22 protein-coding genes are annotated in these 18287 nt (G+C 69.8%); 11 read left to right on the top strand and 11 right to left on the bottom strand.

The features are described 5' to 3' along the window. Window positions 1-43 precede the first annotated feature (43 nt). Window positions 44-736, bottom strand: coding sequence for a DUF3159 domain-containing protein (locus tag ACWEO7_RS21930; RefSeq protein ID WP_452425685.1), 693 nt, complete (start codon window positions 734-736; stop codon window positions 44-46). 3 nt (window positions 737-739) lie between these two features. After that, window positions 740-1117, bottom strand: a complete 378-nt coding sequence (locus tag ACWEO7_RS21925) for an OB-fold nucleic acid binding domain-containing protein (protein WP_450016711.1) — start codon at window positions 1115-1117, stop codon at window positions 740-742. Window positions 1118-1249: 132 nt separating this feature from the next. Here ACWEO7_RS21925 and ACWEO7_RS21920 point away from each other — a divergent pair, with 132 nt between their 5' ends. Then, window positions 1250-1945, top strand: coding sequence for an alpha/beta fold hydrolase (locus tag ACWEO7_RS21920; protein ID WP_452425683.1), 696 nt, complete (start codon window positions 1250-1252; stop codon window positions 1943-1945). A 10-nt stretch (window positions 1946-1955) separates the two neighbouring features. Here ACWEO7_RS21920 and ACWEO7_RS21915 read toward each other — a convergent pair whose 3' ends face one another. After that, window positions 1956-2825: a DUF3710 domain-containing protein gene (locus tag ACWEO7_RS21915; protein WP_452425681.1), complete on the bottom strand. Its 870-nt coding sequence runs from the start codon at window positions 2823-2825 to the stop codon at window positions 1956-1958. 5 nt (window positions 2826-2830) lie between these two features. Next, window positions 2831-3331, bottom strand: a complete 501-nt coding sequence (gene dut / locus ACWEO7_RS21910; RefSeq protein WP_355070372.1) for a dUTP diphosphatase — start codon at window positions 3329-3331, stop codon at window positions 2831-2833. 73 nt (window positions 3332-3404) lie between these two features. On the opposite strand from dut, the gene ACWEO7_RS21905 reads away from it, so the two are divergent. Next, window positions 3405-3896, top strand: a complete 492-nt coding sequence (locus ACWEO7_RS21905) for a DUF3093 domain-containing protein (RefSeq protein ID WP_452425702.1) — start codon at window positions 3405-3407, stop codon at window positions 3894-3896. 24 nt (window positions 3897-3920) lie between these two features. Here the strand turns inward: ACWEO7_RS21905 and ACWEO7_RS21900 are convergent, their stop codons facing one another. Further along, window positions 3921-4223, bottom strand: a complete 303-nt coding sequence (locus ACWEO7_RS21900; RefSeq protein WP_014351871.1) for a DUF4193 domain-containing protein — start codon at window positions 4221-4223, stop codon at window positions 3921-3923. 376 nt (window positions 4224-4599) lie between these two features. Between ACWEO7_RS21900 and cei the strand changes: the two genes are divergently transcribed. Continuing rightward, a complete protein-coding gene (cei, locus tag ACWEO7_RS21895) occupies window positions 4600-5277 on the top strand; it encodes an envelope integrity protein Cei (protein WP_356961577.1) in 678 nt (225 codons plus the stop codon). Here the strand turns inward: cei and ACWEO7_RS21890 are convergent, their stop codons facing one another. Beyond that, on the bottom strand, window positions 5278-6222 hold the full coding sequence (locus ACWEO7_RS21890) for an inositol monophosphatase family protein (protein ID WP_452425679.1): 945 nt from the start codon (window positions 6220-6222) through the stop codon (window positions 5278-5280). Window positions 6223-6378: 156 nt separating this feature from the next. Between ACWEO7_RS21890 and ppgK the strand changes: the two genes are divergently transcribed. From ppgK to ACWEO7_RS21875, 3 genes are all read left to right on the top strand, one after another. Beyond that, complete coding sequence (gene ppgK / locus ACWEO7_RS21885; protein WP_450016699.1) at window positions 6379-7137, top strand: polyphosphate--glucose phosphotransferase; 759 nt, start codon at window positions 6379-6381, stop codon at window positions 7135-7137. A 192-nt stretch (window positions 7138-7329) separates the two neighbouring features. After that, window positions 7330-8706 (top strand): RNA polymerase sigma factor, encoded by a 1377-nt coding sequence (locus ACWEO7_RS21880; RefSeq protein ID WP_450016697.1) that lies wholly within the window; start codon window positions 7330-7332, stop codon window positions 8704-8706. A gap of 165 nt (window positions 8707-8871) precedes the next feature. Next, a complete protein-coding gene (locus ACWEO7_RS21875) occupies window positions 8872-9636 on the top strand; it encodes a rhomboid-like protein (protein WP_452425677.1) in 765 nt (254 codons plus the stop codon). On the opposite strand, the gene ACWEO7_RS21870 is transcribed toward ACWEO7_RS21875, so the two are convergent. Together ACWEO7_RS21870 and ACWEO7_RS21865 are read right to left on the bottom strand one after the other, a co-directional pair. Next, a complete protein-coding gene (locus tag ACWEO7_RS21870; protein WP_452425675.1) occupies window positions 9637-10821 on the bottom strand; it encodes a cation:proton antiporter in 1185 nt (394 codons plus the stop codon). It abuts the gene before it with no gap. 3 nt (window positions 10822-10824) lie between these two features. Then, on the bottom strand, window positions 10825-11307 hold the full coding sequence (locus ACWEO7_RS21865) for a cation:proton antiporter regulatory subunit (protein ID WP_355070361.1): 483 nt from the start codon (window positions 11305-11307) through the stop codon (window positions 10825-10827). Window positions 11308-11418: 111 nt separating this feature from the next. Here ACWEO7_RS21865 and ACWEO7_RS21860 point away from each other — a divergent pair, with 111 nt between their 5' ends. Next, a complete protein-coding gene (locus ACWEO7_RS21860; RefSeq protein WP_452425673.1) occupies window positions 11419-12594 on the top strand; it encodes a sensor histidine kinase in 1176 nt (391 codons plus the stop codon). Beyond that, entirely contained in the window at window positions 12591-13238 is a 648-nt protein-coding gene (locus ACWEO7_RS21855; RefSeq protein WP_355070358.1) for a response regulator transcription factor, read from the top strand. The genes ACWEO7_RS21860 and ACWEO7_RS21855 overlap by 4 nt, the downstream gene beginning before the upstream one ends. Here ACWEO7_RS21855 and ACWEO7_RS21850 read toward each other — a convergent pair whose 3' ends face one another. Continuing rightward, window positions 13239-13598: a DUF952 domain-containing protein gene (locus tag ACWEO7_RS21850; protein ID WP_452425671.1), complete on the bottom strand. Its 360-nt coding sequence runs from the start codon at window positions 13596-13598 to the stop codon at window positions 13239-13241. Between the two features lie 276 nt (window positions 13599-13874). Between ACWEO7_RS21850 and ACWEO7_RS21845 the strand changes: the two genes are divergently transcribed. After that, window positions 13875-14069 (top strand): DUF7455 domain-containing protein, encoded by a 195-nt coding sequence (locus tag ACWEO7_RS21845; protein WP_036538000.1) that lies wholly within the window; start codon window positions 13875-13877, stop codon window positions 14067-14069. A gap of 105 nt (window positions 14070-14174) precedes the next feature. Here ACWEO7_RS21845 and ACWEO7_RS21840 read toward each other — a convergent pair whose 3' ends face one another. Next, complete coding sequence (locus ACWEO7_RS21840) at window positions 14175-14882, bottom strand: TetR/AcrR family transcriptional regulator C-terminal domain-containing protein (RefSeq protein WP_452425700.1); 708 nt, start codon at window positions 14880-14882, stop codon at window positions 14175-14177. Window positions 14883-15039: 157 nt separating this feature from the next. Here ACWEO7_RS21840 and ACWEO7_RS21835 point away from each other — a divergent pair, with 157 nt between their 5' ends. Next, a complete protein-coding gene (locus ACWEO7_RS21835; protein WP_452425669.1) occupies window positions 15040-16806 on the top strand; it encodes a DEAD/DEAH box helicase in 1767 nt (588 codons plus the stop codon). After that, entirely contained in the window at window positions 16806-17360 is a 555-nt protein-coding gene (locus ACWEO7_RS21830) for a hypothetical protein (protein WP_452425667.1), read from the top strand. The genes ACWEO7_RS21835 and ACWEO7_RS21830 overlap by 1 nt, the downstream gene beginning before the upstream one ends. A gap of 177 nt (window positions 17361-17537) precedes the next feature. Here the strand turns inward: ACWEO7_RS21830 and ACWEO7_RS21825 are convergent, their stop codons facing one another. Further along, on the bottom strand, window positions 17538-18278 hold the full coding sequence (locus ACWEO7_RS21825; protein ID WP_452425665.1) for an SDR family NAD(P)-dependent oxidoreductase: 741 nt from the start codon (window positions 18276-18278) through the stop codon (window positions 17538-17540). Window positions 18279-18287: the final 9 nt, after the last annotated feature.

Genomic DNA, 18287 nt, shown 5'->3' with positions numbered 1-18287 from the left:
CACCCCTGTGGTTTTCGCCGGATGGCGGCGGAAGGTTAACGGCTCAGGCCGGTTCGGTCGCGCGCACCGACTTGGCGGGCAGGTGACCGGCCCGGCGCACAGCCCAGATCGTGACGGCCAGCGCCACCGCGGTCAGCGGCCAGCCCATCGCGATGCGGGCGAAGGCGAGCCAGCCGGTGCGGTCGGTGTCGTAGAGCTGCGACTGCACCAGGTAGCGCGCCCCGAACACGAGGATCCAGGTGGTGGTGGCCAGGTCGTAGAGGTGCACCGAGCGCGGGTCGGACCGCCAGTCGGAGCCGTGGCCGTTCAGCACGCCCCAGATCACGCCGACCAGCGGCCTGCGGATCAGGATGGAAGCGAGGAACACCCCGGCGTACACGAGGCTGGTGTAGATGCCGAAGAGGAAGAACCCTTTGGCCTCGCCCATCCGGTAGGCGATGAAGGCGCAGATGCCGACGCCGAAGAAGCCCGAGATGGCGGGCTGGATGGGATCGCGCCGTACCAGGCGCCACAGGAGGATGGCGGCCGCCACCCCGAGGGCCGACCAGATCGCGGCCGCCAGCCCGGCGACACTGTTCACGGGAACGAACACGACAACGGGAAGCGTCGAGTAGATCAGGCCGCTGAAGCCGCCCAGTTGTTCGAGGAGGGTCTGCTCGGCACGTTCCTCGTCACGGTCGGGCGAGGGGAGCCCGGTGCGGTCGTCCGATCCTGCGTTGTCGTTGCTCAAAGGCATACGTCAGCTGTTCCCGCGCAATTCGTAGTAGGGGTTGAAGATCACTTTGCGGCCGTCGCGGTCGCCGACCCGGCCACGGACGAGGATGCGCCTGCCCGGCTCGATGCCGGGAATGCGCCTGCGCCCGATCCAGACCAGCGTAATCGCGTCGGTGCCGTCGAAGAACTCGGCCTGGACGCTGGCGCCCGCCGACTTGGGACACGCTTCGACGCTACGGAGCCTACCGAGCATGGTCGCCTCGTCACCGCGCCGACACTCCGACGCGCGGCACGCGCCCGATGCCTCGGACGTCTCGGCCAGCTCTTCGGCATCCAGCTGATCGATGTCTTCGGTCAGCCTGCGGCTCAGACGTCGAAAATACCCTGAGGCTGCGGATGACATTGTGCACGCTCTCCTGCATAGAGCAGATGGCGTGGGTCGCACACCATCGTGAGGGATCCGATCCGCACGGCCTGCGGCGGCCGTACAACGCCACTGTAGATGGGCCGGGCCACCCCCGCTACGCTCGGACCGATGTTCGACTCCCCACACCCCGCTCGTGTCGTGGCACTGCCCGGCACCGGGTCCGACGCCGATTTCGCCAGGCGCGCCTTCGGTCCCGCGAGCGCCGCACGCGGCCTGGATTTCGTCGCGGTGGAACCCGACCCGCGCCGGGTGGTGGCGAGCTGCCACGCAGCGCTGGATGCGGCGGCGGATTCGGGCCCGGTGCTGGTGGCGGGCATTTCCCTGGGTGCGGCGATCGCACTGGAGTGGGCCGCCGAGCACCCCGAACGCGTCGTGGGGGTCGTGGCGGCACTGCCCGCCTGGACCGGGCCCGACACCGCGGCCTGTCCCGCCACGCTGAGCGCGGCGGCCACCGCGGCGCAGCTGCGCGTGGACGGTCTGGACACGGTGATCGACCGGATGCGGGCGAGCAGCCCGCGGTGGCTGGCCGACGCGCTGACCCAGTCCTGGCGGGCACAGTGGCCGGAACTGCCGCGGGCGCTCGAGGAGGCCGCGGACTACAAGTGGCCCGATGCCGAGCTGCTGTCGGCATTCGAGCTGCCGCTCGCGGTGGTCACCGCGGTCGACGACCCGGTGCACCCGCATGCGGTCGCCGAGGAATGGGCGGCGCTGGCCCCGCGCGCGCACCTGTACCGGATCACGCTGGACGAACTCGGCGCCGACCCCGCGATCCTGGGACACACGGGTATCGGCGCCTTCGGGTGAGATCTTCCGCTCAGTTCAGGCCGAGTTGCTGCATGGCCGACCCGTCCGCGCCCCGGCGCGGGCCCTGCGGCATGCGCGGCACCACCGGTTGCGCACCGGTCTGCGCCGCCACCTGCGCGGCCATCGCCTGCTGCTGAGCCTCCACCTGCTGCTGATGAGCCGCGGCGAGTTGCTCGGCCAGCTCCTGCGGCAGCACCACCGGAAGCGGGTCCCGCACCGGCAGCGGGTCCTCGCCGCGCCGCACCACGGTCTCGCTCAGGATCGCCCGCGCCGCCTTGACCAAGGGGCTGCCGTCGTTCGCCGCGCCCGAGGGGCCCGCCGCGACCAGCCGCACCATCCAGCGATAGCCGTCCACGCCGATGAAACGCAGGTCCGCGCCTTCGGTCAGGGCCAGCAGTTCTCGGCCCCACGGCCCGTTCTCGACCGACACCCTGGCGCCGTCCTTGCGCAGCGACTCGGCGAGATCCGCGGCGACCAGCCGCCACTGGCCGGAGGTCTTGGGCGCGGCGTAGGCCGCGACGGTGATCCGGCCGTGCTCCGTGGCCAGGTGCACCGCCTGCGGCTGGCCTTCCGGGGTCATCTCGACCTGCAGCTGACCGCCCGGCGGGACCGGCAACAACACCGACCCGAGATCCAGCCGCTGCTCGGACACCGAATCCAGCAGCTCGGCGACCTCGTCGTAGTCGTAGGGGCCGGGCCGGCCGTGGGGCCGGTCGACGTCCAGATCCACGCCCTCGTACGAGCGCTCGTCGGTGGGGGCGTCGTCGTAGAAATCGTCGTCGTACTCGCCCTCGTAGGCGGACTCGTAGTCGGCGTAGTCGTCCGCCTCGTCGTACCGGTCGTCCGCGGCCCTGCTCGAGTTCTTTCTCTTTCCGAACATTCCCGTCATGCCTCCTCGCCGGTAGCCCGGCCCACCCCGTTCGTCTGTGCGGTCAAGCTCGCGTGACCGCCGCTGGAGCCGTAGCCGCCCGCTCCCCTGGTCGTCTCGTCGAGCGAGTCGACCTCCACGAAATCCACCAGCTCCACCCGCTGTACCAGCAGTTGCGCGATCCGATCACCGCGCCGCAACTCGATCGGCGTGCGCGGATCATGGTTGATCAGGCACACCTTGATCTCGCCCCGGTACCCCGCGTCGACCGTGCCGGGGGTGTTCACCACCGACAGGCCGGCCTTGGCCGCCAGACCCGAGCGCGGGTGGATCAGGCCGACGGTGCCGACCGGTAGCGCGACGGCGACGCCGGTGCCGACCAGCACCCGCTCCCCCGGCTCCAGGATGACGTCCTGCGTGGTGCACAGATCCACGCCCGCGTCACCCGCATGGGCGCGCGTGGGCAGAGGGATGCCGGGGTCGAGCCGCAGCAAGGGTATGGGTGAAAGTGCGCTCACGTTGGACGAGCCTACGCGTAGGCTGTTTGCCCTCGTGACTTAGTGTTGACTCGTGTCGGACCAGCCCAACCCCATGACCGCGGACGAGAAAGCGCAGCCTGCGCACCGATACCTGGAGCGCCTGTGGGTGCCGCTGTGGTGGTGGCCGGTGGCGTTCGCCGTCACCGGATTGCTCGCGGCGGAGATCCATATGGGCGCGCCGGGACTGCGTGCCTGGCTGCCCTATGTGCTGCTGTTCCCCGTGCCGATCTGGGTGCTGCTGTGGCTGAGCCGCCACCGCGTCGAAGTGGCGCCGGACGCGAACGGCACACCGGAGTTGCGCGCCGATCGCGCGCATCTGCCGGTGAATTTCGTTGCTCGCGCGGCCGCCGTCGCCCCCACCGCGAAAAGCGCGGCGCTGGGTCGCCAGCTCGACCCCGCCGCCTATGTCCAGCATCGCCCCTGGATCGGGCCGATGGTCTTGCTCGTGCTCGACGACCCGGACGATCCGACGCCGTACTGGCTGGTCAGTACGCGGCGGCCCGAACGGGTCCTCGCCGCGCTCGGTCTACCGAGCGCGGGCTGACACTGTTGTTCGATCTCGTCGAGATCAGGCGGCGCAATCCATGCAGATCATCTGACCGCCCTTGTCACTGGCCAGCCTGCTCCGGTGATGGACCAGGAAACAGCTGGAACAGGTGAACTCGTCGGCCTGCTTCGGGATCACCCGAACCGTCAGCACTTCCTCGGACAGGTCGGCGCCGGGAAGCTCGAACGACTCCGCGGTATCGGATTCGTCGATATCCACGACGGCGGACTGTGCCTCGTTACGACGAGCCTTCAGCTCCTCCAGCGAATCCTCCGACACATCGTCGGATTCGGTGCGCCTCGGTGCGTCATAGTCGGTTGCCATGTCGTCTTCCCCTCGTCCTAACTCCGTATATCCCGGACCGGTCCGCTCACACCCGATTCCTGCCGGAATCGCCGCGACCGGTACCGCCCCGCCGGTGGTGCACGTCACACGTACACCGGTCGCCTATTAGGGCGGATCATGCCGATCCACTCCTGATAGCGCTGGGTAAACGCAGGACATGCCCTTCTTGTTCCCGCGACCGACCACTGATTTCCGCACCGGCGATTCGATCTGGGCCGCCAGACAATAGCGGACCCCGGAGCAAAAGTCGCAATCAAAACACAGCCGAGTCGAAAATGAGGGGCAATCGACACCGTTCCTGGAACGCACCGAGACCTTGCGACGCGACCGCCCCACATTTTCGTAGAGTGTGCTGGTGGTTTCACTGATCACCGAAGGCACCGCGACGGATTCACAAGGGCAACCGTACGTGCGCCGCCGCCCCCAGCCCTGGCTCATCATGCTCGGCGTTCTCGCCCTGATCTGCGGGATCGTCTGGGTCAAAGCCCTCACGACGCACGACACCGACCACACCGCGATGGCGTGCAACTCACCGAGCCCGGCCTCGGATCCCGGTGCGCCGCAACCGACTCCGCTCGGCCAGCGGGTCGGCGCAGGCCGGCTGCAGGACGTGGAACCCGCACCGCTGGCGGCGAGCAAGGTGCGCGTGCTGAACGCGAACAACCAGCGCGGCCAGGCCGCGCACGTCGCCGCCCAGCTCGGCGACCTCGGTTTCGCGAGCGCTCCCGGAACGCAATACGGCAACGATTCGGTATACGTCAACGGCGACCTGGAATGCACCGGGCAGGTCCGCTTCGGCGTCAACGGCCGTCCGGCCGCGGCCGCCGTACAGCTGGTCGCGCCGTGCGCCGAGCTGATCGAGGATCAGCGCGGCGACGACACCGTCGATCTCGTGCTCGGCTCGCTGTTCCGGGACATCCGCCCCAGCAACGACGCCGAGGAAGTGCTGCGTTCGCTCAAGAACCCGGCGCCGGGCAACTCCACCTCCATCGACATCAAGCTGCTCGACGCCGCACGGCAGGCCCGCTGCTGATCAGCGATCCGGAATCGGCTCGGTAGCGCCGACCCGGGCCAACAACTCCCCCAGCTCGTCGGCGATGCCGGGCGCGGCGGCCACCACCAGGTCGCCGTCGGTGCCCGGCGCCGTCGCGGGCGGCAGCGTCAGGCGCGCACCCGCCTCGGCGGCGATCAGCGCGCCCGCGCCCCAGTCCCAGGCGTTCAAGCCGTGCTCGAAGTAGGCGTCCACGCGGCCGGCGGCGACATGACACAGATCCAGCGCCGCCGCACCGAAACGGCGGATGTCGCGCACGTGCGGCAGCACCTGCGCGATCAATTCCGCCTGCCTGCTCCTGCGGTGCCTGCCGTAGGCGAATCCGGTGGAGACCAGCGACATCGCCACCGATTCGACGGGCGTGCAACTCAAGTGCTCCACCACGCCGTCGGCGTCGACGCGCAGCGCGCCGAGTCCGAGCCCCGCGCTGTAGGTGGCTGCCCGCGCGACGTCCACCACGGCGCCCGCGACCGGACGGCCGCCGCGCAGCGCGGCGACCGACACGGCGTAGCCGGGAATGCCGTAGAGGAAGTTGACGGTGCCGTCGATCGGATCAACCACCCAGTGGACGGTGTCCGCACTCGCGTCATCGATGCTGCCGCCGCCCTCCTCGCCGAGGATCGGGTCGCCGGGGCGTTGCTCGGCAAGCAATCTTCGAATCAGCTCTTCGGTCTCGGTGTCCACGATGGTGACCGGGTCGGTCTCGTGGCTCTTGGACCGCACGGCGCCTTCGGCGTGCACGCCCGCGGGCCCGAACACCTCGGGACGACGGGCGCGGACATGGGCGGCGGCCGTCTCGGCGAGGTCGACCGCGACGCGGCGCAGGTCGGCTTCGTCGCCACGCGCGACGATCGAGACGAACGAGTCGGGGGTGTAGTCGGACACTGACGATGAGGTTTCCGGCACGCCCACCATCGCATCACACATCCTCGCCGAACGCCCAGCCTCGTGCTCCCATTACTCTTGTCGTGCACGACACAGCGCCGTCGTCGGGCACCCCATTCGCACGCCCGCCATGGGCGTCCCGGGCCCCGTGCAGCGCTGTCATCACACCGGCCAGCACAGGGAGACGAGGGGTTAGTCATGTCCGCTCGGGGGCACGCATTCGGCATCGATATCGGCGGCAGCGGCGTCAAAGGCGCCACGGTCGATCTGGCCACCGGGGAGTTGGTCCACGAGCGGATCAAGATCGCGACGCCGCACCCGGCGACACCGTTCGCGGTGGCGGAGGCGGTGGCCGAACTGGTCGACCAGGCCAAGTGGACGGGGCCGGTCGGCCTCACCCTGCCCTCGGTGGTGATCGGCGGGGTGGCGCGCACCGCGGCGAACATCGACAAGTCCTGGATCGGCACCGACGCGCGGGCGCTCTTCTCCGCCGCGCTCGGCGGCCGTCCGGTCACCGTGCTCAACGACGCGGACGCCGCGGGCATGGCCGAGGACCACTTCGGCGCGGCGCGCAATTTCGCGGGCTTGGTCGTGCTGCTGACCTTCGGCACCGGCATCGGCTCGGCGTTGCTCTACCACGGCACGCTGGTGCCCAACACCGAACTGGGACACCTGGAGATCCAGGGCATGGAGAGCGAGCACCGCGCGGCGGCCTCGATCAAGGAACGCGACGGCCTGAGCTACGAGCAGTGGGCGGCGCAGGTCAGCCTGGTGCTGACGGGGATGGAGAACCTGTTCTTCCCGGTCGTCTTCGTCGCCGGCGGGGGCATCAGCAGGGAAGCCGAGCAGTGGATTCCCCTGCTCACCAACCGGACTCCGGTCATCCCGGCCCGCCTGCGCAACACCGCGGGCATCGTCGGCGCCGCCATGGCGATCGCGGGGGGCGTCGCACCGTGAGGCGCGCGGGAACCGCGAGGATGCCGTTCCCGGCATCGTGCCGTAGGTACCCTGGTTAGATCGTTACAATGGAACGTGCCCGGCTGAGCCGGAGAACCCCGACCGGCCCTCCGCCGGTGAAACCCGACAGATCGCTCCGCCGGAAACTCACTCTGGCGTGACGCCGCACGAGACCGTCACGAAAGGGCGTACGTGGTAGCCACGAATACCCGTCAGACCGCCGAATCGGCCGATGCCGACTCCGCAGATGTAACCGCAGCACGGCCGGTCCGTAAGGCTGCCGCGAAGAAGGCTCCGGCGAAGAAGGCCGCCGCCAAGAAGGCGCCTGCCAAGAAGGCCGCGAAGGCGGCCAAGGCTCCCGCGAAGAAGGCCACCACCAAGAAGGCGGGCCCCGACGGCGAGCCCGGCGCCGACGAGGCGATCGAGGACGAGTCGCTCGATCTCGACGATCTCGGCGATCTGGAAGTCTCCGAGGAGGACCTCGCCGACGGCGACGAACTGGTCGACGTCGCCGAGGACACCGAAACCGAGGAAGCCGAGACCGAGGCCGACGAGCCGACGGCGGCCGACAAGGCCTCCGGCGACTTCGTCTGGGACGAAGAGGAGTCCGAGGCGCTGCGCCAGGCCCGCAAGGACGCCGAGCTCACCGCCTCGGCCGACTCGGTCCGCGCCTATCTCAAGCAGATCGGTAAGGTCGCGCTGCTCAACGCCGAGGAGGAGGTCGAACTCGCCAAGCGGATCGAGGCGGGCCTCTACGCCGCGGAGAAGGTGCGCGAGTTCGCCGAGCAGGGCGAGAAGCTGCCGGTCGCCATGCGCCGCGACTTCAACTGGATCGTCCGCGACGGCAACCGGGCCAAGAACCACCTGCTAGAGGCCAACCTGCGCCTGGTCGTCTCGCTGGCCAAGCGCTACACCGGCCGCGGCATGGCGTTCCTGGATCTGATCCAGGAGGGCAACCTGGGTCTGATCCGCGCGGTGGAGAAGTTCGACTACACCAAGGGCTACAAGTTCTCCACGTATGCCACCTGGTGGATCCGGCAGGCCATCACCCGCGCCATGGCCGACCAGGCCCGCACCATCCGCATCCCGGTGCACATGGTGGAGGTCATCAACAAGCTCGGCCGCATCCAGCGCGAGCTGCTCCAGGATCTCGGCCGCGAGCCGACGCCGGAGGAGCTGGCCAAGGAAATGGACATCACGCCGGAAAAGGTGCTGGAGATCCAGCAGTACGCGCGTGAGCCCATCTCGCTGGACCAGACCATCGGCGACGAGGGCGACAGCCAGCTCGGCGACTTCATCGAGGACTCCGAGGCCGTGGTCGCGGTGGACGCGGTGAGCTTCACGCTGCTGCAGGATCAACTGCAGTCGGTGCTGGAGACGCTGTCGGAGCGGGAGGCGGGCGTGGTCCGGCTGCGCTTCGGCCTCACCGACGGCCAGCCGCGCACCCTCGACGAGATCGGCCAGGTCTACGGGGTCACCCGCGAACGCATCCGCCAGATCGAGTCCAAGACCATGAGCAAGCTGCGCCACCCCAGTCGCTCACAGGTCCTGCGCGACTACCTCGACTAGGTCGCATCGCCTCGACGCCCGCATTCGTCGTCCGCTCGATTCCTCCAGCGGCCGGTGAATGCGGGCGTCGCGCTTTTCCGAGCCAGGCCGAAGACGCGACGGATGAAACGGCGCCACGACGGGGGCACTTCGCCGCGCTCGGCTTCCGCCCGGCAGACTTGCGGGGTGGTTGCCTCAACCTCGACTTCGAGCTGGCTGCGGTCCCCGTGGACGCAGACCGTCGACCTGCGCGCCGAGTGGCGCGACGTGCAAGCCTGGCTGCGCCGTCCCGGGCTGCCGCGACGGCTCCTGCCCGCGATCCGCGGGCACCTGGGAGCCGCCCCCGCCAGCACCGCCTACGCGTTCACGCTGTTCGTCACCTGGTGGACGCTGCGCGGGGTCGGTGACTCGGTGGAGCGCAGATTGATCTTCTCGGCGTCGACCAACCTCTACAACATGCGGCACAACCCGGTTCAGGTGCTGGTCGCCTCGGCGTTCTGGACCGACGGCGGCTTCCCCTGGACAGCCATCGCCGGTTTCCTGATCGTCATGGCATATGCCGAGCGCTGGCTGGGCACCGCGCGCTGGATCCTGCTGTTCGCGACCGGGCACATCGGGGCGACGCTGTTGACCGTCACCGGCATCTCACACGCCATCGACCGTGGCCTCATCCCGCTGCGGGTAGCCGTCGCCGCGGATGTCGGGACAAGCTACGGCTTTTCGGCCGTGCTGGCGGCGCTGGCATTCCGGTTCCGCGGCAGGGTGCGGCTGGGGTGGGCCGGTGCGCTGCTCGTGACGCTCGGCGTGGCGCTGTGGATCGAGCCGACATTCACCGACTACGGCCATCTCTGTGCCGCCGTGATCGGGCTGGCGGTCGGGGCGATCGCGAGCCTGTTCTGGCATCGGCTGGAACGGACCGCAGGCCGTAGAGCCCGCACGGCCCCGGACTGATCAGTAGACCTGGGGCTCGCGGCGGCCGCGGTTGGGCAGCAAACCGACCATCGGCTCGACCACCCGCGCCGCGATCGGGCCCAGCACCGCCATCAGCAGGACGTAGGTCGAGGCGAGCGCCGTGAGCTGACCGTCCATCGCGCCCGCGCTCACGGCCAATCCCGCGATGACGATGGAGAATTCGCCCCGCGCGACGAGCGCAGCGCCCGCTCTGGCCCGGCCCATCTGCCGGATGCCCTCGCGCGCGGCGGCCCACCACCCGGTCGCCACCTTCGTGACGACCGTGACCGCCGCCAGCGCGATCGACCAGCCCAGCACCGGCGGGATCGCTCGCAGGTCGGTGTTCAACCCGAAGGCCACGAAGAAGATGGCCGCGAACAGGTCGCGCAGCGGTTCGAGCATCTTCGCCGCCGCGTGCGCGGTCGAGCCGGAGATCGCGATGCCGAGCAGGAACGCTCCGACCGCCGCCGACACGCTCAGCGCCGAGGAGACGCCCGCGACCAGCAACGCCGCGCCGAGCAGCGTGAGCAGGAAGACCTCACGGTCGGCGCTGTCCACGACCGCCGAGACGTACCGCCCGTAACGCAGCGCCACCACGAGCACCAGCGTGATGGTGATCAGTGCCACCGCCAGGGCGCGCAGCCCGCTGAGCCAGCTGAGCCCCGCCAGCACCGTGGTGAGGATCGGGAGGTAGACCGCCATCGCCAGGTCTTCGAATACCAGGATGGACAGGATCACCGGCGTCTCCCGGTTGCCCAGGCGTCCGAGGTCGTCGAGGACCTTCGCCACGATGCCCGACGAGGAGATGTAGGTGACGCCTGCCATCGTGATCGCGCCGTCGACACCCCAGCCCAGCATCAGCGCGACCACCGCCCCCGGTGACGCGTTGACCACGATGTCCACCAGACCGGCCGCCCAGGAACGACGCAGGCCGGTCACCAGCTCCGCCGCCGTGTACTCCAAGCCGAGCAGCAAGAGCAGCAGCACCACGCCGATCTCGCCCGCGATATGGCCGAAGTCGTGCGCGGCCCGGAGTTCGATGAGACCACCTTGGCCGAAGGCGACACCGCCGAGCAGGTACAGCGGAATGGGCGACATACCGACACGGCCCGCGACACGCCCCAGCATGCCGAGAACGAAGAGAACCGCTCCGAGCTCGATCAGGGCGAGCGCGGTGTCCGTCACGGCTCAGCCGTGCGTCAATATCTTCGCGGCGGCATCCAAGCCCTCCGGAGTGCCGACGACCACGAGCAGGTCGCTCGCGGTGAAGGTGAAATCGGGTCCGGGCGAGGGATGCAACTGCCCGGCCCGCATGACCGCCACGATGGAGGCCTTCGTGCGGGTACGCATCTCGGTCTCACCGAGGGTGCGGCCGTCGTAGGGGGAATCGTCCCCGATCGGGAGCTGGCGCGTGGTGATCCCGGGCAGGTCGCGATGGTCGTCGTTGAGCTTGGCGACCAGTTGCGGCGCACCGAGCAAGTTGGCCAGGACCGCGGCCTCATCGGTGGTCAGCGGGATCTGCGCGGCACAGGCGTCGGGATCGTCGAGTTTGGAGACGATCAGGTCGATATCACCATCACGGTGGGCGACCACGCCGATTCGGCGACCGGATCGCACTTCGAAGTCCTTCCGGACACCGATCCCGGGTAGTGCGGTGACGTCGACGTTCACGCCCTCCAGATTAGCCGGATCACCGCGTCCGCGAACGGATCGGTCATCACTTCGGCCGATGGCGCGTCGCGGTCGCTGTGCTGTGATGGAGGCGTGTGGCGGTGGGCGGATGTGCCGGAGCGGGCACGGGATGCGCTGGGCGCCGTGATCGCGTTCGCCGGGGGCGCGGCGCTGTACCTCGCCGGCTTGTCCACCATGACCGAGCGGGGCGAGCAGGCATCGTTGTGGGTGCGGTGCGGTGTGCTGGCTTTACTGTGCCTGGCGACCTTCTGCCGGCGCCGGATGCCGGTCGCGGCCATGCTTGCCGGGCTCTTGCCGCTGTCCGCGGACATCTGGCTGGGCGCCACGGTGCCGGTGTGGATCGTCTATGCCGACTTGATCTACGCGGCCGTGCTCTACGCCGGGCGCCGGGCGTCGCGGATCACGGCGCTGTCCTGGGCGACGCTGTCCGTCGTCGTGGTGGTGGTGACCCTCGCCTTGACCGGCGACCTGCGCGCGGTCGCGCTGGCGCTGGTGGCGGTGTTCAGTTTCGTCGCGACGCCGATCTGGTGGGCGAACTCGGTGCGCACGCACAAGGAGATCGCGAACGCCGAGCGCACCCGCGCCGAGGCGCTGACCTTGGTCGCCGAACTCGACCGGCGCGCGGCCATCGCCGACGAGCGCACCACGATGGCGCGCGACCTGCACGACGTGATCGCCGGGCACCTGTCGGCCATCGCACTGCACTCGGAGGCGGCGCTCGGCGTGCTGGCCCGCCGCGACGCCGACCCGGCGGTGGCCGGCATCATGCGCTCCATCCGCGCCAACAGCGTCAGCGCACTGGAGGAGATGCGCACCATGATCGGATTGCTGCGCAGCGACGACGGCGCGGCGGAAGTAGCCGCGCCGCGCACCCTCGCGCAGCTGCCGATCCTGGTGGACGCCGCACGCGCGGCGGGGATCTCGGTACGGGTGCGCGAATCACTGGACGGCGCCGCGCTGCCCAGCGCCGTCGACCAGGCCGCCTATCGCATCGTCCAGGAGGCTTTGACCAACGCCATGAAACATGCGCCGGGACAGGAGGTCTCCATCGACGTGCGCGCAGAGCAGGAGAGACTGACCATATCCGTCCGCAACAGGTCAACGCCCGCGCGGCCCCACCGGGCCGTCGACCGAGCGGGACGTCGCGGTCTGGTGAACATGCGCGAACGGGCCGCGGCACTCGGCGGAAGCTTGTGCGCCGGAACGGATTCCGGCCACTGGCAAGTTCTGGCCACCCTGCCGCTTGGCTGCGTGGGCGCCGCATGACGATTCGGGTGGTGATCGCCGACGACCACGCCGCGATCCGCGCCGGCCTGCGGATGATCCTGGACGTCGAGGACGATATCGAGGTGGTCGGCGAGGCGGCCGACGGCGATGTCGCGGTGGCGCAGGCCAAAGCGCTGCGGCCGCAGGTGGTGCTGATGGACGTGCGCATGCCGGGCGTGGACGGGATCACCGCGACCGAGCGGATCACCGCGGACGGCTTGGCGAAGGTGCTGATCCTCACCACGTTCGATCTGGACGAGTACGTCTTTCGCACGCTGCGTGCGGGTGCCTCCGGATTCGTGCTGAAATCCACGTCGGGCCGGGCGCTGGTCGAGGCGGTGCGCGCGGTCGCGGCCGGGGACGGCGTGCTGGCTCCGGAGGTGACGCGAGCGGTGATCTCGGCGTTCGCCGCGTCGAATCAGATTGCCGCGCAACCGGCTCCCGCCGGATTCGGCGAGCTCACCGAGCGGGAGCGCGAAGTGCTCGATTGCCTCGGCGACGGCCTGTCCAACGCGCAGATCGCGGGGCGGCTGTTCATCGGCGAGACGACCGTCAAGACACACGTGTCCCGGGTGCTGACGAAACTCGGTGTGCGGTCGCGGGTTCAGGCCGCCATAGTGGCGCGTGAGATCCGCGACCGGTAATCACGCCGGGAGTGGGGCGAATGTTCCGTCCGCCGCGGGCAGGTACTCTACGACCCCTGTGACCGCGGCCACCGGCAAGGGGCCGCACAGGTGCGGGAAGAGCATCGACTCCGGATCGGTCGGGACGCCCGGCTCCCACTTGATCGGCGACCCGACGCGGCGGGAGTCGATCCGCAGCAACACCAGATCACGCCGCCCCGCGAACAAGCGATTCGCGGGCAGGTGCACCTGTTGCGCCGACGAGAGATGGATGAACCCTGCCTCGGCGAGGGAGGGCGCTCGGTACTCCCCCGTTTGCCGCGCGGATAACCATTCATCCAAAGTGCATAGGTGAACAAGCGTGTGAGTGTCATAGGTCACGGGTAATCTCCCGGTAGACAACTGGATCGGCCGATCGAGAGTGTGACGCAGTGCACATCCACGACAGGACCAGCGGCGTTCGCCCGTAGCGAAATCCCTGGTCGTGTTATCGAAAACACACTGCTTCATCCGCGGGAACAAAGTCCCCCGTCCCGAACGTCTGACAGAGTAGTCATACCCCTGCTGGGAAGTAGCGGTAGCGAGCTCGTGGTGAGTGACCACGGGCCCCACACCAGGTGAACGGTCGTCGGGACCGGGAGCCAGGACGGAGGAGTCATGCCAGGAACCCTGACAAGCACCCCACTGACCGCGGTCGATCGTTGCGACCGCTGCGGGGCGGCGGCCCGTGTGCGCGCCGTACTGCCCGCGGGTGGAGAGTTGCTCTTCTGCCAGCACCACGCGAACGAACACATGGATCGGCTGCGTGAGCTGGACGCCGTGATCGACACGGAGTCCGCTCCCGCGCTCTGACCTGCTCCTCGCGTCCTGACACAACAGCATCGAACAACAGAACACCGTTTCCACGGCAGCGGGCGACCCACAGGTCGCCCGCTGCCGGTGTGTCCGGCGGCGCGCTCACTCCGTGCCGAGGATGCCGTCCAGCAGCCTGGCCAGGCCGTATTCGAACGCGCCGTCCGGGTCGGCCGGCGCCTGGTACAGCTCACCCACCGCCGCCCCGACACGTGCGGCGAGCGGGAACCGGCTCGGCGGCATGACCTCGCTCAGCAGTGGACCGTGCACTTCCCACCACTGCGCGTCGCTCATTCGCGCGGTCTCGCGGGCCGCTGCCACCGCCATGCGCGCGTTTCCGGTGGCGAACTCCGACAGCACGGCGATCGCCCGGTCCATCGCCACGTCCGGCAAGCCGAGCCCCTCGATCGCGGCGAGCTGCCGCTCGTAGCGACGCATCCGCCCCGGCCCGAGCACGAGCCGCCACGGCGACACCTCGAGCAGCCAGGGGTGCGCGAGGAGTTCCGCGCGCACCTGGCGGGCCACCGCGGCGAGGCGCTCACGCGGCGGCAGGTCGGCGGGAACCGGCGCGTCCTCCTCGGCCACCGCGTCGACCATGAGCACCGTCAGGGCGTCTTTGCTCGGCACGTACGTGTAGAGGCTCATCGGCCGCAGCCCCAGTTCGGCGGCGACCGTGCGTATGGAGACCTTGTCATAGCCCTGCCGGTCGGCGAGTGCGACGGCCGCGGCGACCACCGCATCCACGCTGACCGCCTGCTTCGGACCGCGCCCAGCCGGACGCGGCGGAAGTTCGTGCCGCCACAGCAAGCTCATCAGCCGCCTGGCCTCGTCGGATGTGACGTCGTCGCTCACTGGCTCCTCGGAACCGATCCGGTACGGTGTCCGTTGTCAGGTTACTCCGTACACCATACGTTGATTCAAGGGGTGCGCTCTGCCCAGCACACACGCCACTTATCTACCGGATCGGCACATGTTCGCGCTCTGGACCTGGCTCGGACACGCCACCGGTCCGGCCCCGACCGGTCCAGGTGACCGCCAGACCCTGGCGCTGGCCGTCCCGATCGGCGTGGACGGAGCCCTCGAGGTCATCGACGTCGATGCCGCCTTGGTGGATCCCGAGACTTTCGCCGACTCGAGCCTCGAGCACCCGGGAGAGTCGGTCCTGATCTGGCAACAGGTGGTGCGTTCCGCGCTCGCCGACCCCGCCGGGGAGCCGCCCGGCCCGGACGCCGATGCCCTGCCCATCGCCGCGCACGCCGTGCCGGACGCGTCCCGCACGGCAATCGTCTCCGCGCGACGGGCACTGGCCGTCCTGCGCGACACCGAGGCGGTCACCGCGGATCTGCGGGCCACCCTGAAAGCCCGGCTGCGCCCCTATCAGGCCCGCGGGGTCGGCTGGCTGCGCGAAACGGTGGCCGCGCACGGCGGCGCGGTGCTCGCCGACGAGATGGGGCTGGGCAAGACCGTGCAGACCATCGGCTTCCTGCTCGACCGGGCCGAGGCCGGTCCGCAGTTGGTGGTGTGCCCGACCTCGCTGGTCGGCAACTGGGCGCACGAGATCGGCCGGTTCGCGCCGGGGCTGCGCGTGGTCGTGTGGCGAGGCGGCGCCGTCGATCCCGACGCCGCGACGATCGTCGTCGCCGGTTACCCGACGTTGCGGCTACACGGGCAGCTGCTGACGAAGCGGAGGTGGGCGACGGCCGTCTTCGACGAGGCGCAGGCGCTGAAGAATCCCCGCACCCAGGTCGCCAAGGCGGCGCGCGCGATCGACGCGGCCGCCACGGTCGCATTGACCGGCACGCCGGTGGAGAACCATCTCGATGAGTTGTGGGCCCTGCTGCACCTGGTGGCACCCCGATTGTTCGGGCACCGGACGCAGTTCCGGCGGCGCTTCGTGCGGCCCATCCACGAGGGTTCGGCCGCCGCCGCGGCACGGTTGCGCGACACCATCGAACCGGTGGTGCTGGCCCGCACGAAACGTCAGGTCGCCGCCGCCCTGCCCGCGAAAATCCACAGCGACCTGCTCTGCGACCTCACCGCCGAACAGGAACAGCTCTACGACCAACTGCTCGACAAGGCCGTGGACGACGGATTCGGCGCGGGCATCGAGCGCCACGGCCGCGTGCTCGCGGCGCTGACCGCCCTGAAGCAGGTGTGCAACCATCCCGGCCTGATCACCGGCGAACTCGACGAGCTCGCCGGCCGGTCCGGGAAGCTCGACCTGTGTACCGACATCGTCGCCGCCAATCTCGAAATTGGCAGTCCGACACTGATTTTCACGCAGTACCGGCAGACCGGTGACCTGCTGGTACGGCATCTCGCCGAGCAGTTCGGCGTGGATGCGCCGTTCTTCCACGGCGGCCTCTCGCAGGCCGAGCGCGCCGAGATCGTCACCCGATTCCAGGCCGAGGACGGGCCACCGGTGCTGGTGCTCAGCCTGCGCGCGGCGGGCACCGGGCTCACGCTGACCCGCGCCGCCGACGTCGTCCACTTCGATCGCTGGTGGAACCCGGCGGTGGAAGCGCAGGCCTCCGACCGGGTGCACCGGATCGGCCAGACCCGCACGGTCACCGTCACCACGCTCACCTCCACCACCACCGTGGAGGAGCACATCGCGGGCATGCACGACCGCAAGGCGGCGCTGCGCGACCTCGGCGACGCTGCGGGTATCGCGTCGCTGGCCGCACTGGACGACGCCCAGCTGATCGAGATACTGCGCCGCAAGAGGGAGAACTGATGGCGGACAACGAATTCGGCTACACCGCGTGGGGCATGGACTGGGTCCGCCTCGCCGAGCCGCTGCGCCAGACCCGGCCGGACCCGCTGCTGCCCCGCGCGCGCAGCATCGCGCGCAACAACGGCGTGCGGGCCACCGTCGAAGGACAGTTTGTGCGGGCCACCATCCACCGGGGCGGACAGGCGTCGGTGACGCAGGTAGAGGTGGCCCCCCTGTCCCGGACCGCCGTTTCCGCGATCGCCGGATTCGTGCCGGACCCGCCCGTACCGACCGACGATGTGCACCGCGCGATCAGCGCGGCCGGGGTCTCCCTCGCGCCGGTCCTCGCGGGTACCGACTGCTCGTGCACCGCGCGCAAGACACGATGCGTGCACCTTCTGGCCGTCTTCTACGAGATGGCGCGGCGAGTCGACGAGGATCCGCGACTGGGCTTGGCGATCCTGGGTTATTTCGCCGCCGCGCCGCAGGACTCGGACGAGTCTGCACCGGCGACGCGGTGGACGCCGATCAGTGCGCTGGACCCTCGGCGATTCTTCACCACGACGCCGCGCTGAACCGCCGAACCACCTCGGAGTATCCGGGCCACCGATTCCGGCCGCATCGTTGCCGCTGCCACGGGCATGCCGCTGGCGCGGTTCGCGAGCCGATCGGTCCTGCGACGCCGAGCACGTACGTCGCGGCGTTCCAGCGGGCGGTCGTAGTCCCACAGCGGCGGTATTCCGCCGGGTTGATCAGGCGTTGGTACCGCTGTCCACGGTGAGGAACGCGCCGGTCACGCTGCGACCGGACGGCCCGGCCAGGAAGGCCACCGTCGCCGCCACATCGTCGGCGGCGCCGAAGCGCCCGAGCGCGGTCAGGGCGCGCTGCCTGCCCGCATGCGCTCCGTCGCCCGGATTCATGTCGGTGTCGGTGGAGCCAGGCTGGACGAGGTTCACCGTGATCGAGCGCGGGCCCAGTTCGCGCGCCAGCGCCTTGGTGAAGCCGTTGAGGGCGGACTTGCTGAGGTTGTAGAGCGTCACCCCGTCGAACGGCGCGTGATCGGTCAGGTTGGTCCCGATGCTGATGATCCGCCCGCCGTCGGTCATGTGCGCGACCGCGGCCTGCGCGCCGACGAACGCGGCACGCGCGTGCACACCGAGCGCGTTGTCGATCTCCGCGACGGTGAACTCCTCGAACGGCTTCGCCGGGAAGATCCCCGCATTGTTGACCAGGATGTCCAGCCCGCCGAGCTCGGACGCCCCGCGGTCCACCGCCGTGCGCACGGCGGTGGCGTCGGCGCTGTCGGCCTGGATGGCGACGGCTCGCCGCCCGAGCGCCTCGACCTCGCCGACCACCGTCTTCGCCTGCCCCTCGGCGTGCTGGTAGGTCAGCGCCACGTCCGCGCCCGCCGCGGCGAGGCGGCGCACGATCGCCGCCCCTATCCCGCGGCTGCCCCCGGTGACCAGTGCGACCTTGCCCGTCAGGTCCGGCATCGGTACTCC

It is taken from the genome of Nocardia sp. NPDC004260, from assembly GCF_053603155.1.
This window is presented reverse-complemented; position numbering and strand designations above follow the sequence as displayed.